18 protein-coding genes and 1 tRNA gene are annotated in these 17,181 nt (G+C 60.2%); 13 read left to right on the top strand and 6 right to left on the bottom strand.

Annotation, left to right across the window (positions count from 1 at the left end; all coding sequences use genetic code 11):
• Positions 1-3: 3 nt before the first annotated feature.
• Together accB and ACR0JC_RS06040 are read right to left on the bottom strand one after the other, a co-directional pair.
• On the bottom strand, positions 4-501 hold the full coding sequence (gene accB, locus ACR0JC_RS06045; RefSeq protein ID WP_170337596.1) for an acetyl-CoA carboxylase biotin carboxyl carrier protein: 498 nt from the start codon (positions 499-501) through the stop codon (positions 4-6).
• 149 nt (positions 502-650) lie between these two features.
• The gene (locus tag ACR0JC_RS06040) at positions 651-1,187 is read right to left on the bottom strand and encodes a LuxR C-terminal-related transcriptional regulator (protein ID WP_093962677.1); all 537 of its coding nucleotides are present in this window, start codon (positions 1,185-1,187) and stop codon (positions 651-653) included.
• Positions 1,188-1,407: 220 nt separating this feature from the next.
• On the opposite strand from ACR0JC_RS06040, the gene ACR0JC_RS06035 reads away from it, so the two are divergent.
• The 5 genes from ACR0JC_RS06035 (at position 1,408) to ACR0JC_RS06015 (ending at position 7,320) form a co-directional block, all read left to right on the top strand.
• On the top strand, positions 1,408-2,703 hold the full coding sequence (locus ACR0JC_RS06035; RefSeq protein ID WP_170338048.1) for a helix-turn-helix domain-containing protein: 1,296 nt from the start codon (positions 1,408-1,410) through the stop codon (positions 2,701-2,703).
• Positions 2,704-2,781: 78 nt separating this feature from the next.
• Positions 2,782-3,162, top strand: coding sequence for a response regulator transcription factor (locus ACR0JC_RS06030; protein WP_093962675.1), 381 nt, complete (start codon positions 2,782-2,784; stop codon positions 3,160-3,162).
• Positions 3,159-3,479, top strand: coding sequence for a hypothetical protein (locus ACR0JC_RS06025; RefSeq protein WP_170338050.1), 321 nt, complete (start codon positions 3,159-3,161; stop codon positions 3,477-3,479). Before ACR0JC_RS06030 ends, ACR0JC_RS06025 begins: the two co-directional genes overlap by 4 nt.
• Positions 3,467-6,145 (top strand): sensor histidine kinase, encoded by a 2,679-nt coding sequence (locus ACR0JC_RS06020; RefSeq protein ID WP_170338052.1) that lies wholly within the window; start codon positions 3,467-3,469, stop codon positions 6,143-6,145. Before ACR0JC_RS06025 ends, ACR0JC_RS06020 begins: the two co-directional genes overlap by 13 nt.
• A gap of 77 nt (positions 6,146-6,222) precedes the next feature.
• Positions 6,223-7,320, top strand: coding sequence for a FliM/FliN family flagellar motor C-terminal domain-containing protein (locus tag ACR0JC_RS06015; RefSeq protein ID WP_170338054.1), 1,098 nt, complete (start codon positions 6,223-6,225; stop codon positions 7,318-7,320).
• Positions 7,321-7,329: 9 nt separating this feature from the next.
• Here ACR0JC_RS06015 and ACR0JC_RS06010 read toward each other — a convergent pair whose 3' ends face one another.
• On the bottom strand, positions 7,330-7,761 hold the full coding sequence (locus ACR0JC_RS06010) for a protein tyrosine phosphatase family protein (protein WP_170338056.1): 432 nt from the start codon (positions 7,759-7,761) through the stop codon (positions 7,330-7,332).
• A gap of 252 nt (positions 7,762-8,013) precedes the next feature.
• Here ACR0JC_RS06010 and ACR0JC_RS06005 point away from each other — a divergent pair, with 252 nt between their 5' ends.
• On the top strand, positions 8,014-8,229 hold the full coding sequence (locus ACR0JC_RS06005) for a hypothetical protein (RefSeq protein ID WP_170337604.1): 216 nt from the start codon (positions 8,014-8,016) through the stop codon (positions 8,227-8,229).
• Positions 8,230-8,238: 9 nt separating this feature from the next.
• Here ACR0JC_RS06005 and ACR0JC_RS06000 read toward each other — a convergent pair whose 3' ends face one another.
• Positions 8,239-8,457 carry a hypothetical protein gene (locus tag ACR0JC_RS06000; RefSeq protein WP_480763626.1) on the bottom strand — a complete coding sequence of 73 codons (219 nt, stop codon included), beginning with the start codon at positions 8,455-8,457 and terminating at the stop codon, positions 8,239-8,241.
• 165 nt (positions 8,458-8,622) lie between these two features.
• Here ACR0JC_RS06000 and ACR0JC_RS05995 point away from each other — a divergent pair, with 165 nt between their 5' ends.
• Positions 8,623-8,889, top strand: a complete 267-nt coding sequence (locus ACR0JC_RS05995) for a DUF2312 domain-containing protein (RefSeq protein ID WP_093962669.1) — start codon at positions 8,623-8,625, stop codon at positions 8,887-8,889.
• 24 nt (positions 8,890-8,913) lie between these two features.
• Here the strand turns inward: ACR0JC_RS05995 and ACR0JC_RS05990 are convergent, their stop codons facing one another.
• Complete coding sequence (locus tag ACR0JC_RS05990; protein ID WP_170338058.1) at positions 8,914-9,789, bottom strand: hypothetical protein; 876 nt, start codon at positions 9,787-9,789, stop codon at positions 8,914-8,916.
• A 434-nt stretch (positions 9,790-10,223) separates the two neighbouring features.
• On the opposite strand from ACR0JC_RS05990, the gene ACR0JC_RS05985 reads away from it, so the two are divergent.
• Positions 10,224-10,299, top strand: a tRNA-Thr gene (locus tag ACR0JC_RS05985).
• 69 nt (positions 10,300-10,368) lie between these two features.
• Here the strand turns inward: ACR0JC_RS05985 and ACR0JC_RS05980 are convergent.
• Positions 10,369-11,310 (bottom strand): LysR family transcriptional regulator, encoded by a 942-nt coding sequence (locus tag ACR0JC_RS05980; RefSeq protein WP_254430692.1) that lies wholly within the window; start codon positions 11,308-11,310, stop codon positions 10,369-10,371.
• Positions 11,311-11,461: 151 nt separating this feature from the next.
• Between ACR0JC_RS05980 and ACR0JC_RS05975 the strand changes: the two genes are divergently transcribed.
• From ACR0JC_RS05975 to ACR0JC_RS05955, 5 genes are read left to right on the top strand one after another with little or no spacing between them, the layout of a single operon-like run.
• A complete protein-coding gene (locus ACR0JC_RS05975; protein WP_170339993.1) occupies positions 11,462-12,874 on the top strand; it encodes an aldehyde dehydrogenase family protein in 1,413 nt (470 codons plus the stop codon).
• Positions 12,874-13,851 carry a membrane dipeptidase gene (locus ACR0JC_RS05970; protein WP_170338062.1) on the top strand — a complete coding sequence of 326 codons (978 nt, stop codon included), beginning with the start codon at positions 12,874-12,876 and terminating at the stop codon, positions 13,849-13,851. Before ACR0JC_RS05975 ends, ACR0JC_RS05970 begins: the two co-directional genes overlap by 1 nt.
• Before the next feature lie 44 nt (positions 13,852-13,895).
• The gene (locus ACR0JC_RS05965) at positions 13,896-15,533 is read left to right on the top strand and encodes a hypothetical protein (RefSeq protein WP_170339996.1); all 1,638 of its coding nucleotides are present in this window, start codon (positions 13,896-13,898) and stop codon (positions 15,531-15,533) included.
• Positions 15,530-16,159, top strand: coding sequence for a DUF3726 domain-containing protein (locus ACR0JC_RS05960; RefSeq protein ID WP_170338064.1), 630 nt, complete (start codon positions 15,530-15,532; stop codon positions 16,157-16,159). Before ACR0JC_RS05965 ends, ACR0JC_RS05960 begins: the two co-directional genes overlap by 4 nt.
• Positions 16,160-16,169: 10 nt before the next feature.
• Positions 16,170-17,180 (top strand): Ldh family oxidoreductase, encoded by a 1,011-nt coding sequence (locus ACR0JC_RS05955; protein ID WP_170338066.1) that lies wholly within the window; start codon positions 16,170-16,172, stop codon positions 17,178-17,180.
• Position 17,181: the final 1 nt, after the last annotated feature.

Below are 17,181 nucleotides of genomic sequence, written 5' to 3'. Positions count from 1 at the left end.
GCCTTACTCGATGATGACCAGAGGAGTGCCGAATTCGACAGCGTCGCCATCCCCGACCAGGATCCGCTTGACGGTCCCGGATTTGGGGGCGTGAATGTGGTTCATGGTCTTCATCGCTTCGACGATCAGCAGCGTATCGCCTTCGGAAACAGATGCGCCGACGGCAATGAACGGGGACGCGCCGGGTTCTGGCTGCATATAGACGGTACCAACCATGGGCGAGGTCACCGCGCCAGGGTGGCTCGCCGGGTCCTCGACGGCGGCGGGTGCTTCGGCGGGGGCAGCAGCGGGGGCTGCGACAGGTGCCGGCGCGGCAGCGGGTGCCGGGACGGCAACTTGCACAGGCGCGGCGGTCGGGCTTACTCGGCTGACCCGGACGTTCAGGCTGTCTTCTTCGCCATATTCCCGTTTCACCTGCAACTCAGTCAGGTCGTTTTCGCGCAAGAGTTCGGCCAGTGCCTTGATGAACGTCACATCCGCTTCGTGTCTGTTGTCTGTCATGAGTGTCCTCGAAGGTTCCCCTTTGGCCCGTCTGTCTGCGCGGGCTCTGGTCAATTACGCTGCGTTATAAGGCAACCGCGCGGCCATGAAAAGCGCCGACTGGGGCCGTCCTGCCCCGGTTTCTGCGTTATCGGCAGGGTCTACGACGGTCAGAGCGGCGTGCCGGACAGTTTGGCGACCAGTTCCGGCAGCTTGCGCGCGCCGAATTTCTCGAGCAGCCGGGCGCGGTAGGCTTCGATGGTCCGGTAGCTGAGCCCCAGTTCGACGCCTATTTCCTTGGCCGACAGGCCGCGACAGGACAAGATCGCGACTTCACGTTCGCGTTTGGTCAATTCGACCAGTGGGCGTTCCTCGGAAATGTCGGAGAAGCTCCATATTCCATGGCGGAATGGGTCATCGGGTGTGAGCGACCGGCCGCGGGCGCGACACCAGAACAAGTCGCCGTTGCGGCGGCGCATGACCCGCTCGTCCGTGTAGTAGCCGGTGTCCCGCATGACCTGAAGACTTCGTGCGCCAATTCTCTCCCAATCGGCAACGGATGGGTACAGGTGCAGCAAAGGCAGGTTGCGGTAGTCGGATTCGTTGCCCCCGAATGTCCGGGCAAACTGCAAATTGCACCGCCGGATGATGCGGTTTTCAAGCTCGACAAGCCCGATAGGTGCGTATTCGAAGGCCGGATCACTCATTTGCCTATCGTGCCGCCAATTCGGCCGGAATTGAAGAGGGCATTGCGGCACAGGATTGCTTTGGCGTCCGAAAGCGATCAGAGACCGGTGAAAGCTATGACATTGTCAATGTTGTAAAACTGCTTTGAAAAGGGCGGCGTAAATCATATAAATACATGAAGTATTCAGAAAATACGGGGTTGTTTCGAGGGCAACTCGAACACGTTTCGGCGGGGGCATCATGCGTGATTCATTGACGGGCAGCCGTATCCGCGAAAGGCGGCAAATCTCGGGCTTGCGTCAGGCCCAGCTGGCGCGTCAGGTCGGCATTTCAGCGTCATATCTGAATTTGATCGAGCACAACCGGCGGCGCATCGGGGGCAAACTGCTGGTCGATATCGCTTCGGCTTTGTCCGTTGAGCCTTCGGTTTTGACGCAGGGGGTCGAGGCGACGCTGATCGCGGCCCTTCGTGAGGCGGCGGCGGATGCGGTCGGCCAAAAGGCCGAGGTTGAGGCGCTGGATGAATTCGCCGGCCGCTTTCCCGGCTGGGCCGCGGTATTGGCACAGATGCATCGTCGGGTGGTTTCGCTGGAGCGCACCGTGGAAACCCTGTCAGACCGGCTGACCCATGACCCGCACCTTGCGGCATCCATGCACGAAGTCCTGTCCGCCGCAGCAGCGATTCGGTCGACAGCCGCCATCCTGGCCGAACCGGGCGAGATCGAGGCCGAGTGGCGCGACAGATTTCACCGAAACCTGCACCAGGATGCCGAACGTCTTGCCGAAAGCTCAAAAGCTCTGGTCGCCTTTCTGGACGAAAGTGAGGACACCGGCGAACGGCGTGGATTGCCGATGGAGGAGGTCGAGGCATTTCTGGAGAAGCGCGGGTTTCATTTGCCGGAACTTGAGTCAGGACAGGACCCGGTATCCCTCGCGCAGGCCGAGATGGCCTCTTCCGCCTCAAGATCTGTCGCGCGTCAGGTGCTCGACGCCTATGCGGCGGATGCCCGGGCCATGCCGCTGGAAGCGGTTTCGCAGTCACTGGAGGTCGAAGGTGTTGATCCTCTGCGTCTTGCCGCGCGGTTTTCGGTTGAAGTGCAGACAGTCCTGCGACGGCTTGCGTTTCTGCCCGAGGATGTCATGCCGCGTCCGGCCGGTTTGGTCATATGCGATTCATCAGGAAGCATATTGCTGTTCAAGCCGGTCCCTGGTTTCGCAATGCCACGCCACGGCGAAGCCTGTCCTTTGTGGCCGGTGTTCAGCGCGCTGAACCGGCCCCTTGTGCCGATCCGAAAACGCGTGACCCTGTTGGGCCGGACGCCGGCGGATTTCGACTGCTTTGCAATCGCCTGGCCTCAGCCCGTCAGCGCCTTCGGTCAGGAACCTGTGTACAGATCGGCGATGCTGGTGCTGCCGGTCGAAGAGCCAGGCGTGGCCACCGACTTGCCGGTACAGGTCGGCACAAGCTGCAGGATCTGCCCCCGAAAGCCGTGCGACTCGCGGCGGGAGCCGTCGATTTTGAGTGAAGGTTTTTGACAGTTTCCTGACACAGCGATTAATCTGCACTTGGCAGGTGGCTGGAGGTGCGACCGGTCTTGGGGAGGAAGTGAACATATGAGCCGCAAGGTTCTGTTGATCGAGGATGAACCGAACATCACGGAAGCAATCAGGTTTCTGCTGACCCGCGAAGGGTGGCAGGTCGAAACCCATGCCGAAGGTGAAAACGCGGTTCAAACGATACTGTCTGCGCAGCCTGATCTGGTTATTCTGGATGTGATGCTGCCCGGCAAAAGCGGTATGGATGTTCTGCGCGAATTGCGCGAACACGAGGAGATGCGCGCCTTGCCTGTTCTGATGCTGACCGCTCGGGGTCAGTCGCGGGACCGCGAGATGGCGGAAAAGGCAGGCGTCAGCCGGTTCATGACGAAGCCGTTCTCGAATACCGAAGTGCTGACGGCTGTGCGTGATTTGCACGCGCAGGCGTCACAGTCATGACCACACCGGAAAACGAGCCAGCCCGCACGACAGGCCCGCGTCCGTCGGTGTTTTTGGAACGGCAGAGTTACCGCCGCCGCAGGCTGGCCGATGCGGCCCGAATGCTGCCCTTTGTCGGCGCGGGTCTGATCTGTATCCCGCTGCTTTGGCCGGATCCGGGGCCGGAAAACTCTGGTGTCCCGTTGTCGTCGGCCATTCTTTATATCTTTTCATGCTGGGCCGCCCTGATCGTGGTCAGCCTTCTGTTCGGCTTTGCCGCCCGGCGGATGTCGTCCTCGGAAGGGTCCGCGGCAGAGAGTGAGCAATGGCCACGCTGAACGTCTTGATCCTTGTTTGCCTGGGCTACGTCGTGCTTTTGTTCGGCGTTGCGTTTGCAGCCGATCGAATGGCCGCAGCGGGGAGAGGCAAATGGCTGCGGTCACCGTTGATCTACACGCTGTCTTTGTCGATCTACTGCACGGCCTGGACCTTCTATGGCGCGGTCGGCAATGCGGCCCGGTCCGGTCTGGAATTCGTGACGATCTACCTCGGGCCGACCTTGGTGATGATCAGCTGGTGGTGGGGGCTGCGCAAGCTAGTGCGTGTGGGCCGTAGCCAGAGAGTGACTTCGGTCGCCGACTTGATCTCATCGCGCTATGGCAAGTCGAACACCTTGGCCATCTGTGTTACGATCCTCGCCGTGCTGGGGGGCACACCCTATATCGCGCTGCAACTCCAGTCGATAACGCTGTCGTTCTCGATTTTCGCCGAAGCCGACCCTTCGGGCCTTTACCGCGAGGGCGCCAGCGTATTCTGGGTGGCCGCGGGTCTGGCCGTGTTTGCCATTCTGTTCGGCACCCGGAACCTGGATGCCAATGAACGGCACCATGGCGTGGTGACCGCCATCGCGTTGGAATCCGTCGTCAAACTGTTCGCTTTGTTGGCGGTGGGCATCTTTGTCGTCTGGGGGGTGGCCGGAGGCGTCACGCCCATGATGGAGCGGATCGACGCGTCGGAAATCGGGCGTTGGAACGTCGATACCGGACGCTGGATGGCCATTACCTTCCTGTCGGCGGCTGCTTTTGTCTGCTTGCCGCGGATGTTTCAGGTCATGGTCGTCGAGAATGACGACGAAAGCCACCTGAGAACGGCGGCCTGGGCTTTCCCGCTCTACCTTCTTTTGATGAGCCTTTTCGTGGTTCCCATTGCGGTCGTCGGGCTGGATCTGCTGCCGGCCGGGTCAAATCCGGACCTTTTCGTGCTGACGGTTCCTCTGTCACAGGGGAATGACTGGCTGGCGATGCTGTCCTTTATCGGCGGTTTTTCGTCGGCCACGTCGATGGTCATTGTGACGGCGATGGCCCTGTCGACCATGGTCTCGAACCACGTCGTGATGCCGATCTGGCTGAATACGCGCGAGAACGCCAGTTCCATGTCAGGCGATGTGCGAAACGTGGTGCTGATGGCGCGCCGGGTGTCGATTGCCGTCATCATGGCCTTGGGGTTCTTCTACTATCGTATGTCCGGTGGCGGCGCCGCGCTGGCCTCGATCGGCCTGGTGGCATTTGCAGGCGTGTCGCAGATCCTGCCGGCTCTGGTTGGCGGCCTGTTCTGGCGCGGGGCAACACGGACAGGTGCCCTTGTCGGGCTGAGCGTGGGGTTCTTCCTTTGGATCTACACACTGCTGCTGCCGGGAATGGGCGGCAGTGTCATGTCCGCCTCGGTCATTGAAAACGGTCCTTTCGGTCTGGGGTGGCTGCGTCCGCAGGCGTTGTTCGGCCTTGATGGTTTGGACCCGATGACCCACACGGTGCTTTGGTCGCTGTCACTGAACACGTTGGCCTTTTGCCTCGCGTCTCTCCTGAGCTTTCCCAGCCCGCTTGAACGGTTGCAGGGGGCGCAGTTCGTCAACGTCTTTGATCATTCTGTCGCGCCCGGGGGGTGGACGGGATCCGTTGCCCAGAGCGAAGACCTGATGATCATGACCCAACGGATCCTCGGGGCCGGTCCCGCTCAGGATTTCTTTCAGGCCGAGGCGGAAAAGCAGGGCGTGCGCGGGCGCTGGCCAGAACCTACGCCGGGTTTTCTGGAACGGCTGGAACGCGAATTGAGCGGCTCGGTCGGCGCGGCCACGGCTCATGCCATGATCGGGCAGATCGTCGGAGGTTCGTCCGTTTCGGTCGAGGATCTGTTGGCGGTGGCCGACGAATCCGCGCAATTGCTGGAATACTCCAGCCAGCTTGAGGCGAAGTCGGCCGAACTGAGCCGTACGGCCCGCAAACTGCGCGAGGCCAACGAAAAACTGACCCAGATCTCGCGTCAGAAAGATGCCTTCCTGGGGCAGGTCAGCCACGAGTTGCGCACTCCGATGACGTCCATTCGTGCCTTTTCGGAGATCATGCGGGACACTGACGGGCTGAGCGCTGAGGATTCTCGGCGTTATGCGACAATCATCCATGACGAAGCGCTGCGCCTGACGCGGCTGCTGGATGACCTGTTGGACCTGAGCGTTCTGGAAAACGGTCAGGTCAGCTTGAATATGGGTGATGCCAGCTTGCGGACGGTTCTGGATCGGGCCGTTTCAACGACTATGGCCGGGGCAGACAGCCCTTTGACCATTCTCCGCAATCTGTCTGCCGAGCGCATCGCGTTGCATTCCGATCTGGATCGCCTGGGGCAGGTCTTCATCAATCTGATTTCGAACGCACAGAAGTACTGTGACGCGCCCGAGCCGGTCCTGACGATTTCAGCCCATGATGTCGGTGGCCAGGCGGTGATCGACTTTGTCGACAACGGCAGCGGCATCCCGCCGGACGCCCAGTCGATGATCTTTGAGAAATTCGCGCGGGTCGGATTCGACAAGGCGGGCGGTGCAGGCCTTGGACTGGCTATTTGCCGTGAGATCATGCACCGGCTTGGGGGAGAAATCACCTATCTGCCCGGGCAGGGCGGCGCAGCGTTCCGCGTGAGCCTGCCATTGCCTCACCGCCAGGCCGCTCAGTAACGGCCAAGTAAAGGTATTCGTAACGAACAATGGGCTAGACCAGTAACAAGCAGAATCGAAACTGGCGGACCGTTGCGATGTCAAAGACTGTCAGCGCGGCCTTGGCGCGCAAATTGTCGGCAGGACAAGAGGGGGCGGGTAGCAAATCGCGGGCGCTGCTGCGGGCATTGCGCCTTGCGATTGCCCGCGCCGCAGTCGAACGTTTCAAGCTATCAGCATCCGTCATTGGCGCGAAACAGGCCAGAAGATGCCAGGAAGTCGTCACGAGCGGGCTGGAAGACGGTCAGTTGTTTCTGCTGTTCGCGACCAAAGAGGGCAGGGTAGCCAGTGTCGTCTTGGACGTCGGTTTGGTCTCGGCGGTCATCCAGAAGCAGACAATGGGCGAAGTATTCCCGGACCTGCCCCAGCCTCGCGCCCTCACCGACACCGATGCGGCAATGGTGGTCCCGTTGGTCGAGGACATGCTGGAACGGGCCCGGAAACTGGTCGATGATCAAAGCGATGCGGCCCGCCTGAACGGATATGAGTTCGCCTCACGGGCGGTCGATCGGCGCACGCTGTCTTTGGCACTGGTCGAGGACGGGTATGATGCGTTCGAGTTCAAGGTTGAACTCGAGGGCGGTGTACGGCAGGGAACGGTCCTCATCCTGCTGCCGGAAATTTCGGTGGCCGAGGGGCAGGACGGGCACGCAGATTTGGAACCGCTGAAGACGCTGTCGCAAGCCGCAGGCGTGGTTCGGGCCGAACTCAACGCGGTGATTTGTCGGATGCATCTCCCGCTGACAACGCTGTCGGAGCTGGGCATCGGGGATCTGCTGCCACTTGCGGGAGCGCGACTTGATCGGATCGACATTGCCGCGATTGATCGGACCCAGGCCACTACGGGACGTCTGGGCCAATGTGGCGGTCAACGGGCAGTGCGGATCAACGAGTTTCTGCAACCGCCCGCCCCAACACGACCCGAAGCGCAGAGCTTTGTCGAGCACAAGCGAAGGGACGCGCCGGCTGAAACAGCAGATTTTGATTCGTCGCGTCAGGACGCCGTTGCCCAAGACCGATCGCATGCGCAATCCGCAGTGGATGAAGACTTCGCGCAAGCAAGCACCGACCGCCTCGCGTCCGAAATATCCGAATTGGCGGGTCTACCTGCTCCTGCGGAACGACCCGACGACTGACGTATGAAATCAGGTGTTCGCCGCCCGCATCTGCAGCAATGCCGGGCGCAAACCGTCCAGCGCGTAGCCCGCCTTTGCCGTGGCTTCGAGAATTTCATCGGGGCTCATCTTGTCGCACTGCCCAAGGGCCCAAACGACAGAACAGCGGGTGCCCGAGGCACAGTAGGCAAGAACCGGGCCTTCGCAAGACTCGGCAAGGTCGCGCTGCCGTGCCACGTTCTCGGGCGTCATGGTTTGGTGCGTCAGTTCAAGCACCTCAAACTCGAGACCCGCATCCCGCACGGCCTGGCCGATTACCTCGGATTGCATGGTGGCAGGCACTTCAACATTCGGACGGTTGCAGATTACCTTGACGAAGCCGGCGGCAACGATGGCGGGCACATCCTCGACCGTGATCTGCGGCGAGACGAAATAGCGGGGCGTGATCTGTCGAATCTCCATGCCGATTTCTTAGGTCGCAGAGTCAGCCCTGTCCAGTTCCACGGCGTGACCGTTCTTGCGCTGCGGCTTTTGCGGATTGATGCCTGTCAAGGCAGTTCGGTCGAAATCAGGTTAATATTCGATCGACTCGCGGCCCAGCGCCGGCCGCCGGATAGCGCGCGGGCGATTTTTTGCTGGGTTTGGGCGGGTCCTGTGTTGGTCTCAATCCTGTTACCTATATCAGGCAGGATGGCAGCATTTGGGAGGATGGCCATGACCACGAACGAGCTTTATTTCGAGGCCGAGCGGTTGGAGCGGAAACTGCACGGGGCAAATCTCGAGACCCGGCTGGCACTGCAGCCCAGCGTCACGAAGGTAATTGAACGCATGCGCGCTCAAGGCATGAGCGTACCATCGCGCTTCCGACGGCTGGACGCTGCGTTGATCGAAGATGCGGTTGAAGCCCAGTTCGACAATATGCCGATCTGACACCGGCGGTCAGCCGAACGTTATGCCAAGGATAACCAGCATCAGTCCTATGACGGACAGAAACAGCGCGCCCATGTTCCAAGGCAGCACCCGCTGAACGGCAGCCCGCAATTCGTCGTCAGTCAAGCCTGACCGACGAGCCTTCATCACGCGCAGAATGCACCAGACCAATCCTGCCAGCCCGGCCAATGACAGGCTGGCGCCTCCCCAGATGAACACGTCGAACATTGCGCCCCGCATCGTTCTGTTTCGCTACCGATGCGCTTAGCGGATCGTTGCCGGCGGCACAAGGCAAGCAGCCCCATTGTTCGCTTGCGGCTGACCCGCCGGCACGGTATCCGACATGTTGCCCGTGACCCCGGCTAAAGAAATTTCCACTTGGGAGAGACGCATATGGAAGACATGACCGAAGACCAGGCCGCTGCGAACTACCGCGTGACCGCAGGCGAGCTGCGCCAGTTCATCGAACGGTTCGAACGTCTGGAGGCCGAAAAGAAAGACATCGCTGACCAGCAGAAGGAAGTGATGGCTGAGGCCAAGGCACGTGGCTACGACACCAAGGTGATGCGCAAGGTTATCGCGCTGCGCAAGCGTGACAAAGACGATATCGCCGAAGAAGAAGCGGTGTTGGAAATGTACAAGGAAGCCCTAGGCATGTAAGCCTCGGGCCCTCGGAGGCTTCGGTCAGCGACCCAGAAACCGCACTCCCGGCAACTTCTTGAGTCGTTCCAGATCCTGTGTGTAAAGCTCGGAAAACGCCGCGTGGATTTCGGCGCTCCACCCGGGGAAGTCCAGTTCCTCCTCGATTCTGTCCGGCAAGGCGTGCTGCGAAAAAACGGCAGCGAGGCGGTCGTGCAGGAGGGCCGGGTCCGTGTGCCCGACTTGCTGTTGGATCTCTTCAATCTCCCGCTTGCCGTCTGCGTCAACCAGCGAGGATAGCAGCGAGAACTCCTCGGTCAGCGGTATGTCGGCGCTCAGACCGCACAGGCTGCGGATGATGTCCCCCCAGATCAGCGGGCACTCCTCATTGGCCCAGACCGTAATGGAAACGGCGGGGGCAAGATCGTGAATATCCTCGATAAGGGTCAGCCAACTCAGGCAACTCAGGTCCGTTGACGCCAGAATGCTCTCGCGGGTTTCGTCCGGCAATGCCATCAATACCTTGGGTATGAAGCTGCCCGGATTTTGCAGCCCGATAAACAATTCGACCTCGTGTCCTTCGAAAGCCTGATCCAGCAAGGCCAGCCGACGACCTGCATGGGGGAAGAATTGGCCGTCCTTTATGGCGCTGTTCAGTTCTCCGATGAAGTCCACAGTGCTCATGACCACTCGGCCGGTTTCCGGATCATCAGGAATTTGGGCTCTCAAACGCTCGAAGGCATCTGGGGTCAGCTTGCCTTCGTCCAGCGCATTCAGCGGCGTCTTGAATGCCTTCCGGAACCGACGCGGACCAAACAGCACAATGCCGTTTTCCTGCAATACACTGGCATTCGCCTGAAGCGATTTGAGCAGGAGCCCCCCGTCTGAAAAAACCACACCGGAGTGAATGGCCACATGCATGCCGACCGCTGTCCTTGCCCTTCGATTGAATACGTTTCGGGGTTACAGGTTGAACGATAGACAGTCAAACCTGCCATTCTTTCGCAATGGTAAAGATTGCCTGAGAACGTCGAAACTTGATTGTTGTCAACAGGACAGCGCCAGAAACAACTGGGTCGAATTGCTTCGCAACCGTCGTTGCCGCTTAACCATCTGCGGCGTCTGTGTTGCAGATAATCGAGGCGATTTGATGTGGCGCCGATATTCCGCATGTTGTTGCACAATTCCGTCGCAAACCCGCTTGCCTTTATTGAGGCTTTCACCTAATCACAGCGCCATCGGCTCTATGGGATTACTTGGCTTTCGTTAGCCATGTAATCACAGTGGGTTGAAAAGGTAGGAGTGGTTGCCCGTTCTTGCTTTTGCCTGCAAAGGTATTTGAAAGCGTAATGCTTGCCCCTATAGCTCAGCTGGTAGAGCAACTGATTTGTAATCAGTAGGTCCGCGGTTCGAGTCCGTGTGGGGGCACCATCTTCTCCGAAAACGCAAAAAAGCTTGTCGTTGTCTGAACGGCTTTCCGCCGGTGCGGTATGTTGTTTTTTATCTATCGTACTTAGGAAACGTATTCCGCAAGCCTGCTACATTACCCCCGGTTGGGTGCGCTTGGCAGGGTCGTTCGATGGGGTCTCGATTGCGAGGCCAATTCAGGATATGGCTGCGACATTCTTCTGCCACTTCTGGGAACTGTGTTCGCTCGCGGGTGTACAGATAGACATCACGAACGTCCGACAAATCCTCGATCGGACGGAAGGCAGTGTTTTCAGGCAGAAACCGTGCGACCGTTTCAGGCAGTATGGTCACCCACCGCCCGGTTGCGACCATGGCGATCAACGAGTGAGTGTTGTGCACCGTGATCGCAGACCCTGCGATTACGTCTTCGAAACCCGGATTTTCAATGAGTTGGCACAGCGAGTTGTGCACGAATCCCTTGGCCGCGACCTGGTTCAGCGTTGGTGGCTCGTGCGCAGTGATCAGGGCGTGATCGGCGGCGGCCACAAGCCCAAACCTGTCCTGAAACAGCGGCTCGGCCCGTATTCCGTTCAACGGGTGATGGCCCGACGCAATCCCCACATCCGCCCGCCCCTCGGTGAGGCTGTCCAAAACCTGCCGGGTGTCGGTGTCCCTCAGCTCGATCTTCAGGCCGGGAAAGGTGCTGGACAGGTGGTCAAGCAGCGATGGAAACAGCAGTGCTGCCACCGAAGGGACGGAAACGATCCGGATCAGCCCTTGGGACGCTTTGGCCAGGGCTTCAATGCTTTGGACCGTGTCGTCAAATTGGCGCACCTGATTTTGGGCGAGGGCAAAGACTTCCGCCCCCAGAGGCGACAGCTGGTTCTTTCGCTCACCCAGAAACAAGCGTTTGCCGAGATGTTCTTCAAACTGTTTCAGGGTCATCGAGACCGCAGACTGAGTGCGACCCAGACGGCTTGCGGCTTCGGCAAGATTTCCGGACTGAGCGACTGTGCAAAAGCAGCGGAGCATTTCCAGTTTCAAAGACAAATTTCAGATTTCCTGAAGTTCATTAAATTTGTTTGAGTTTGCCTGATGTCCGGGCAGAGGTCTATTCTGTTCGTGAAACGTAGCGGACCCGAGGCCCCTTGTGACACAATTGAACCTGATTGCCGGCGAATGGATGGCCGGCGACACCGCGATCGAGAACCGCAACCCCTCTGATCTGACGGATGTGATTGGCCTGTTCGCCCAGGCAAGCGCCGATCAGCTGTCCGCGACCCTTGATCGTGCACGTAACGCGCAGCTGGAATGGGCGGCCTATGGGTTGGAACGGAAGCAGGCGGTTCTGATGAGTATCGGGACCGAGTTGATGTCCCGCGCTGAAGAGTTGGGGCGGTTGTTGTCGCGAGAAGAGGGGAAGCCGTTTGCCGAGGGCAAGGGCGAAGTTTACCGCGCGGGGCAGTTCTTTACGTATTACGCGGCGGAATGCCTGCGCCAGATTGGTGAAAACGCGGACAGCGTACGTGAAGGCGTCGAAATCGACGTGCGCCGCGAACCGGTCGGGGTTGTCGCGGTAATCTCTCCTTGGAATTTCCCGACAGCTACGGCCGCGTGGAAGATCGCACCGGCCTTGTGTTATGGGAACGCCGTAGTGTGGAAGCCGGCCAACCTGACCCCCGCCTCAGCTGTGGCGTTGACCGAGATCATCGCGCGTCAGGACATTCCCAAGGGTCTTTTCAGTTTGGTCATGGGGTCAGGCGGCGCAATCGGACAAAGACTGGTTGAAAGCCCTCAGGTGGATGCGATTTCGTTCACCGGGTCGGTGCCCGTCGGCAAAGGCATTGCCGCAGCAGCCATCCAGAACCTGACCAAGGTGCAGATGGAGATGGGCTCAAAAAACGCGTTGGCCGTGATGGATGACGCGGATCTGGATCTGGCGGTGTCACTTGCGTTGGGCGGAGCTTTTGGCGGCACCGGGCAGAAATGCACCGCCGCTTCGCGGTTGGTGGTCCACGCCGCGATCCACGACGCCTTTGTCGAGAAGCTTGTCGCCGGCGCCAAGGCACTGAAGGTTGGGCATGCCTTGGAGGAAGGCACGCAGATGGGCCCCGTTGTCAGCGAACAGCAACTGCAAGAGAACCTGGCCTATGTCGAACTTGGCCAATCCGAAGGCGCCGAGCTGGCGTGCGGCGGGCAACGGCTGGAGCTGCAGCATGACGGGTATTACATGTCGCCCGGCGTGTTCGTGAACACGAACAACACTATGCGGATCAATAGGGAAGAGATGTTTGCCCCGCTGACCAGCGTGCTCAAGGTCGACAGCTATGATGAGGCTTTGGCGATCGTGAATGACACGAATTTCGGCCTGACATCGGGCATCGTGACCCAGAATCTTGCGCGCGCGACGCATTTCCGGCGTCATGCAAGAACCGGTGTCGTGACCGTCAATTTGCCCACGGCAGGCACTGATTATCACGTTCCTTTCGGCGGCCGGGGCGACAGCTCGTATGGACCGCGCGAACAGGGCAAAGCGGCCGCCGAGTTCTACACCACTGTCAAAACCGCCTATATCAGCGCCGGGACCCCGATCTGATGCGGATTGACGGCCTGCAATATGCCAACTGGTCGGAAAAGATCTTCCGGCAATTGCGGGAAGGGGGCGTGGATGCCATCCACGTCACCGTCGCCTACCACGAGAATTTTCGTGAGACGGTTCAGAATCTCGAGAAATGGAACCGATGGTTCGAGTTGTTCCCGGACTTGATCATGAAGGGACGATCGGCCAGCGACATCGATACCGCGCGTGACACCGGGCGTACGGCCGTTTTCTTCGGTTTCCAGAACCCGTCACCCATGGAGGATGACATTGGGCTGATCGAAATACTGTACGACCTTGGTGCCCGGTTCATGCAGTTGACCTACAACAACCAATCCCTGCTAGCGACCGGCTGCTACGAGGCTGAAGACACCGGTATCACCCGGATGGGGCGGCAGGTGATCAAGGAGATGAACCGCGTGGGATTGGTCATCGACATGAGCCATTCTGCCGACCGCTCGACGATCGAGGCAGCCGACCTTTCCGCGCGTCCGATCGCCATCACCCACGCCAATCCGTATGATTGGGCGCCCGCCCTGCGCAACAAGCGTGACCCCGTCATCCGCGCCGTGACGGAAAGAGGTGGGATGCTCGGGTTTTCGGTCTACCCTCATCACCTGGAGGACAAGTCCGACTGCTCGCTGGAAAGCTTTTGCACCATGATTGCCCGAACGGCCGAAAAATACGGAACACAGCATCTCGGGATCGGAACCGACCTGTGCCAGGACCAACCCGACAGCGTTGTCGAGTGGATGCGTGTGGGTCGCTGGACCAAGGAAATCGATTACGGCGAAGGATCGTCTGCGAACCCGGGTTTTCCGCCGATGCCAAAATGGTTCCGGGACAATCGTGACTTTGACAAGATCGAGGCCGGCCTTCTCGCGGTTGGGATGACCTCGACCGAAGTCGCCGGGATCATGGGGCAGAACTGGTACCGCTTCTTTGCGGATAACTTCGGACCGGTCCAGAATTGACCGGACCGGGGCCGCATATCGCGCGCCGGGATCCGGCAACCGTTATGCGGCTCAGCAGGCTCGGGTCTTTGCACCAGTGCAGGCTCAGCTTCATGCGCGTTCTGACCCGCCGCCTGGCACGCGACAACTGGCGGTTTTCCACGCCGGTGTTCGAGATTGACGAGGCAGGTGTCGGACGGGCCGTCTATGTCGCACAGGGACCCGAACGCGCGTATTCTCTGGTGGCCTTCGCCCATGATCTTCCACCAGAAAAACGGTCGGACCGGGTGATCGCGGATGCTTGGGACGCGACCTTCACCCTATTTGACGGAATCCCTTCCGAAGCCGACCTTGACCGGCTTTCCTGCAATGTTCCGCTGCAGGAGGCCGGCCGGATCAGCGAAACCGAACTGTCGCTATCCCGGGCCAATCGTTCGGTCCGATTGTGGACGCATGTAGTCGAAGCCCTGGCCGATGGTCGACAGCCGGATCTGGAGCAGATCCAAAAGGTTGGCTACCTGATGCGAACCACGGCCGTGTACGGATCGGGAAAATTCGGGGCCGCGGACCGGGAAAACATTGCAAACCGTCCGGAAACCGAGGGGCCGTTTCAGGCCGAGATGCTGTCGGTATTCCTTACCCGCGCCTTCGTGCGGGACCTGGTCGAACACATGGCGCGCGCCAATGGGGGAAGCAAGGCCGTCAGGATGGTCCCTGATATCGCGCGCCGCCTTGGCATCGGGAATTCCACGGGACTGGGCATGGCGCCCTTCCTGATCAATCATCCGGTCCTGCTGAACAACTGGATCATGGCGCGCGAAGAGGCAATCGCCCGGGTTCGATCCATGGAAACCGCGACCCAAGAAGAAATCAGTGTATTCCGGTCGGTGTTTGATCGCAGCCAAGTGTCGATTGGCCAATGGCATTCGGAACATCCGATACAAGAGCGGAAACTGTCTGCTCTGAAAGCGGACCTCGGGGTGATCGCGGACTTTCTCCGCCATGACGATCTTACGGGCCGAAGACCTTGGAACCGTCTGGTGGAGTGGTCGGAGACTGTGCTGAGCGAGGAGGGGCAGGAGTTGCTTCTTTCCCTGATCCTCGAACCCTATTCAGACTTGGTGGACGGTTTGTCAGGATGCATGGCGGATTCAAGCCCGCATCTGTACGAGATTGACGGTGCCATGCCGCTGGCCGATGTGCGGCAAGCGATCCGCGACAGTTTCGGTTGGGCGTTGGATCTGGACTGGGGCGCCCGGGAAGCCTGCGCAAGGGTCTGGTATGTATCGGAAGAAAAGCTGGAACCCAGACTGGGTGAGCGCTTTGATGAGCCGGTAGCCGAGTACGAACAACCGCTTGCCCCGGCACGGGATGCGGCAGCGGCATATTCGGCAATGGCCGATTGGGATACCGCCGCGACCACCGCGGAATTTCTTCTGCGCCATCCTGAACATCGCCACACGACCCGCCGGGCGCAGATCAGCCGTAAGGCCCCCTACAGCGAGATACGAGACAACACGATTGGTGCATCAGTTCTGCCGATCGACATGCTCCGCGCCAAACTGTCCTTTTTCGGCGCGACGCATTTCGATCCCCGCTCGGACCGTTGGGTCCGTATCTGCATGTATTCAGGCGCGCCGTACCCCGAGGATCTTTCGCCCGAAAATGCCGATTTCTGGGTTTATCCGGAGGTGCCGGAATGAACCTGTCGCTGAACGAGGTCGAAGGACTGGCAAAACGCGCGGCACGTGGGGCGGGTCATCACTGGGGGCCGGCCGAGGACGCCGCCAAGGCGACCCGCTGGCTGTGTCTGCAAGGTTTTGACGGTGCAGCCGCCTTGTCAGCGGTCCTGCGCCAGGAATTTGCCCTTCGGTTTGATGCGCACACGCCGCGGGACCTCGGGGCGCCTTGGCGGGCGCATGGGCAGATGTGCCCGTTGGGGGCGGGGATGCTGCTGTCAGATTGTTCGGATCATCTGGGCCGCGGGCCGATCGTTCTGTATGACGTGGCGGTTCCACTGTTGCTCTTGCCGTTCGCTGGCAACGCTGCACGCCGATTGCAAACCAATGTGACCGTCGTCTGTGATGAACTCAGCGCCACGACGGATGGGGAGGTCGTGGACGCTCCGGATCTTTGGCCGGAAAGCGCCACAAAGGTCATCGTAAGGATCGGCGGTACACCTGGAAAACTGCGCGCCAAGCAGACGCGCGCCCTGCCGGCGCCCGCGGCTCTGGCTTTTTTGAACACTCTGGCTCAACGCACCTATGCCCCCGCAACCGAGGAATCTCGCCGCTTGGGCGCCGGCGCTGGTTTGTCCGATAATGACTGAGGAGGCCGAGATGCCAGAAACCCGAACGTTGTCCCTTGCCGAAATCGAGGATCTGTCGCTGCGCGCTCTGATGGCGGCCGGCACGTCCGAGGACAATGCCCGGCCATTGGCGGTTGCGACCGCCGCGACCGAGGCGGATGGGGTGGCCAGTCACGGGCTGGCCTACATCCCGATCTATTGCGAGCACGTACAGTGTGGCAAGGTAGACGGGCGAGCACAGCCGGTGATATCCGCCCCAAAACCGGGCGTGGTGGTCGTTGATGCGGCCACCGGTTTCGCGCACCCGGCGATCGACTTGGGGTTCGACGCGTTGATCCCGGCCGCACGCGAGCAGGGAATAGCTGCGCTGGCCATCCGCAACAGTTACAACTGTGGTGTGCTGGGGTATCACACCTATCGCTTGGCTCAGGCGGGCCTTGTTGGTCTGGGGTTCACCAATGCACCTGCATCTATTGCGCCGTCGGGTGGTTCACGGCCCGTCGTGGGCACAAACCCGTTTTCGCTGGCCGTTCCGGGTGCTGATGGGCAACCTGCCGTCTTGATCGACCAAAGCGCCAGCACGATCGCAAAAAGCGAGGTCATGAAGCACGCCCGCGAGGGAAAGCCGATTCCAGTCGGTTGGGCGCTGGACCCTGATGGCAACCCGACAACTGACCCCGCCGTGGGCCTCAAGGGCTCGATGGCGCCTTCGGGCGGCTACAAGGGCGTGGGTGTCGCACTTCTGACAGAAGTGATGGCCGCCGCATTGACCGGGGCCACTTTGGGCATCCATGCTTCACCCTTTTCCGGAACTGTGGGCGGTCCGCCAAAGACCGGTCAGTTCTTCATTGCCATCGACCCCGGCGCTACGGCCGGGTCGGAGTTTGCTGCCAGTATCGCGGAACTTGTCGAGGCGATCCGGTATCAGGAAGGAGCGCGTCTGCCCGGCGATGGTCGGCGCGCCAAGCGCCTGCAGGCCAACCAAGACGGGGTTGGTGTCAGCGTCGCGACGCTGGACAAAATCCACGCCATCCTGGCCTGAC

The organism is Ruegeria sp. CH5 (assembly GCF_056537025.1).
Note: the sequence above shows the minus strand (reverse complement) of the source record. Positions and strands in the feature narration are given on the sequence as shown.

Excerpts from the sequence above, each read along its gene's own strand:
- ACR0JC_RS06005 (WP_170337604.1), top strand. The coding sequence starts at position 8,014 with ATGACCACGAACGAGCTTTATTTCGAGGCCGAGCGGTTGGAGCGGAAA.
- ACR0JC_RS06015 (WP_170338054.1), top strand. The coding sequence starts at position 6,223 with ATGTCAAAGACTGTCAGCGCGGCCTTGGCGCGCAAATTGTCGGCAGGA.
- ACR0JC_RS06025 (WP_170338050.1), top strand. The coding sequence starts at position 3,159 with ATGACCACACCGGAAAACGAGCCAGCCCGCACGACAGGCCCGCGTCCG.
- ACR0JC_RS05975 (WP_170339993.1), top strand. The coding sequence starts at position 11,462 with ATGGCCGGCGACACCGCGATCGAGAACCGCAACCCCTCTGATCTGACG.
- ACR0JC_RS05970 (WP_170338062.1), top strand. The coding sequence starts at position 12,874 with ATGCGGATTGACGGCCTGCAATATGCCAACTGGTCGGAAAAGATCTTC.
- ACR0JC_RS05980 (WP_254430692.1), bottom strand. The coding sequence starts at position 11,310 with ATGCTCCGCTGCTTTTGCACAGTCGCTCAGTCCGGAAATCTTGCCGAA.
- ACR0JC_RS06040 (WP_093962677.1), bottom strand. The coding sequence starts at position 1,187 with ATGAGTGATCCGGCCTTCGAATACGCACCTATCGGGCTTGTCGAGCTT.
- ACR0JC_RS06030 (WP_093962675.1), top strand. The coding sequence starts at position 2,782 with ATGAGCCGCAAGGTTCTGTTGATCGAGGATGAACCGAACATCACGGAA.
- ACR0JC_RS06010 (WP_170338056.1), bottom strand. The coding sequence starts at position 7,761 with ATGGAGATTCGACAGATCACGCCCCGCTATTTCGTCTCGCCGCAGATC.
- ACR0JC_RS05965 (WP_170339996.1), top strand. The coding sequence starts at position 13,896 with ATGCGGCTCAGCAGGCTCGGGTCTTTGCACCAGTGCAGGCTCAGCTTC.
- ACR0JC_RS05990 (WP_170338058.1), bottom strand. The coding sequence starts at position 9,789 with ATGCATGTGGCCATTCACTCCGGTGTGGTTTTTTCAGACGGGGGGCTC.
- ACR0JC_RS05955 (WP_170338066.1), top strand. The coding sequence starts at position 16,170 with ATGCCAGAAACCCGAACGTTGTCCCTTGCCGAAATCGAGGATCTGTCG.
- ACR0JC_RS06020 (WP_170338052.1), top strand. The coding sequence starts at position 3,467 with ATGGCCACGCTGAACGTCTTGATCCTTGTTTGCCTGGGCTACGTCGTG.
- ACR0JC_RS05995 (WP_093962669.1), top strand. The coding sequence starts at position 8,623 with ATGGAAGACATGACCGAAGACCAGGCCGCTGCGAACTACCGCGTGACC.
- ACR0JC_RS05960 (WP_170338064.1), top strand. The coding sequence starts at position 15,530 with ATGAACCTGTCGCTGAACGAGGTCGAAGGACTGGCAAAACGCGCGGCA.
- accB (WP_170337596.1), bottom strand. The coding sequence starts at position 501 with ATGACAGACAACAGACACGAAGCGGATGTGACGTTCATCAAGGCACTG.
- ACR0JC_RS06000 (WP_480763626.1), bottom strand. The coding sequence starts at position 8,457 with ATGTTCGACGTGTTCATCTGGGGAGGCGCCAGCCTGTCATTGGCCGGG.
- ACR0JC_RS06035 (WP_170338048.1), top strand. The coding sequence starts at position 1,408 with ATGCGTGATTCATTGACGGGCAGCCGTATCCGCGAAAGGCGGCAAATC.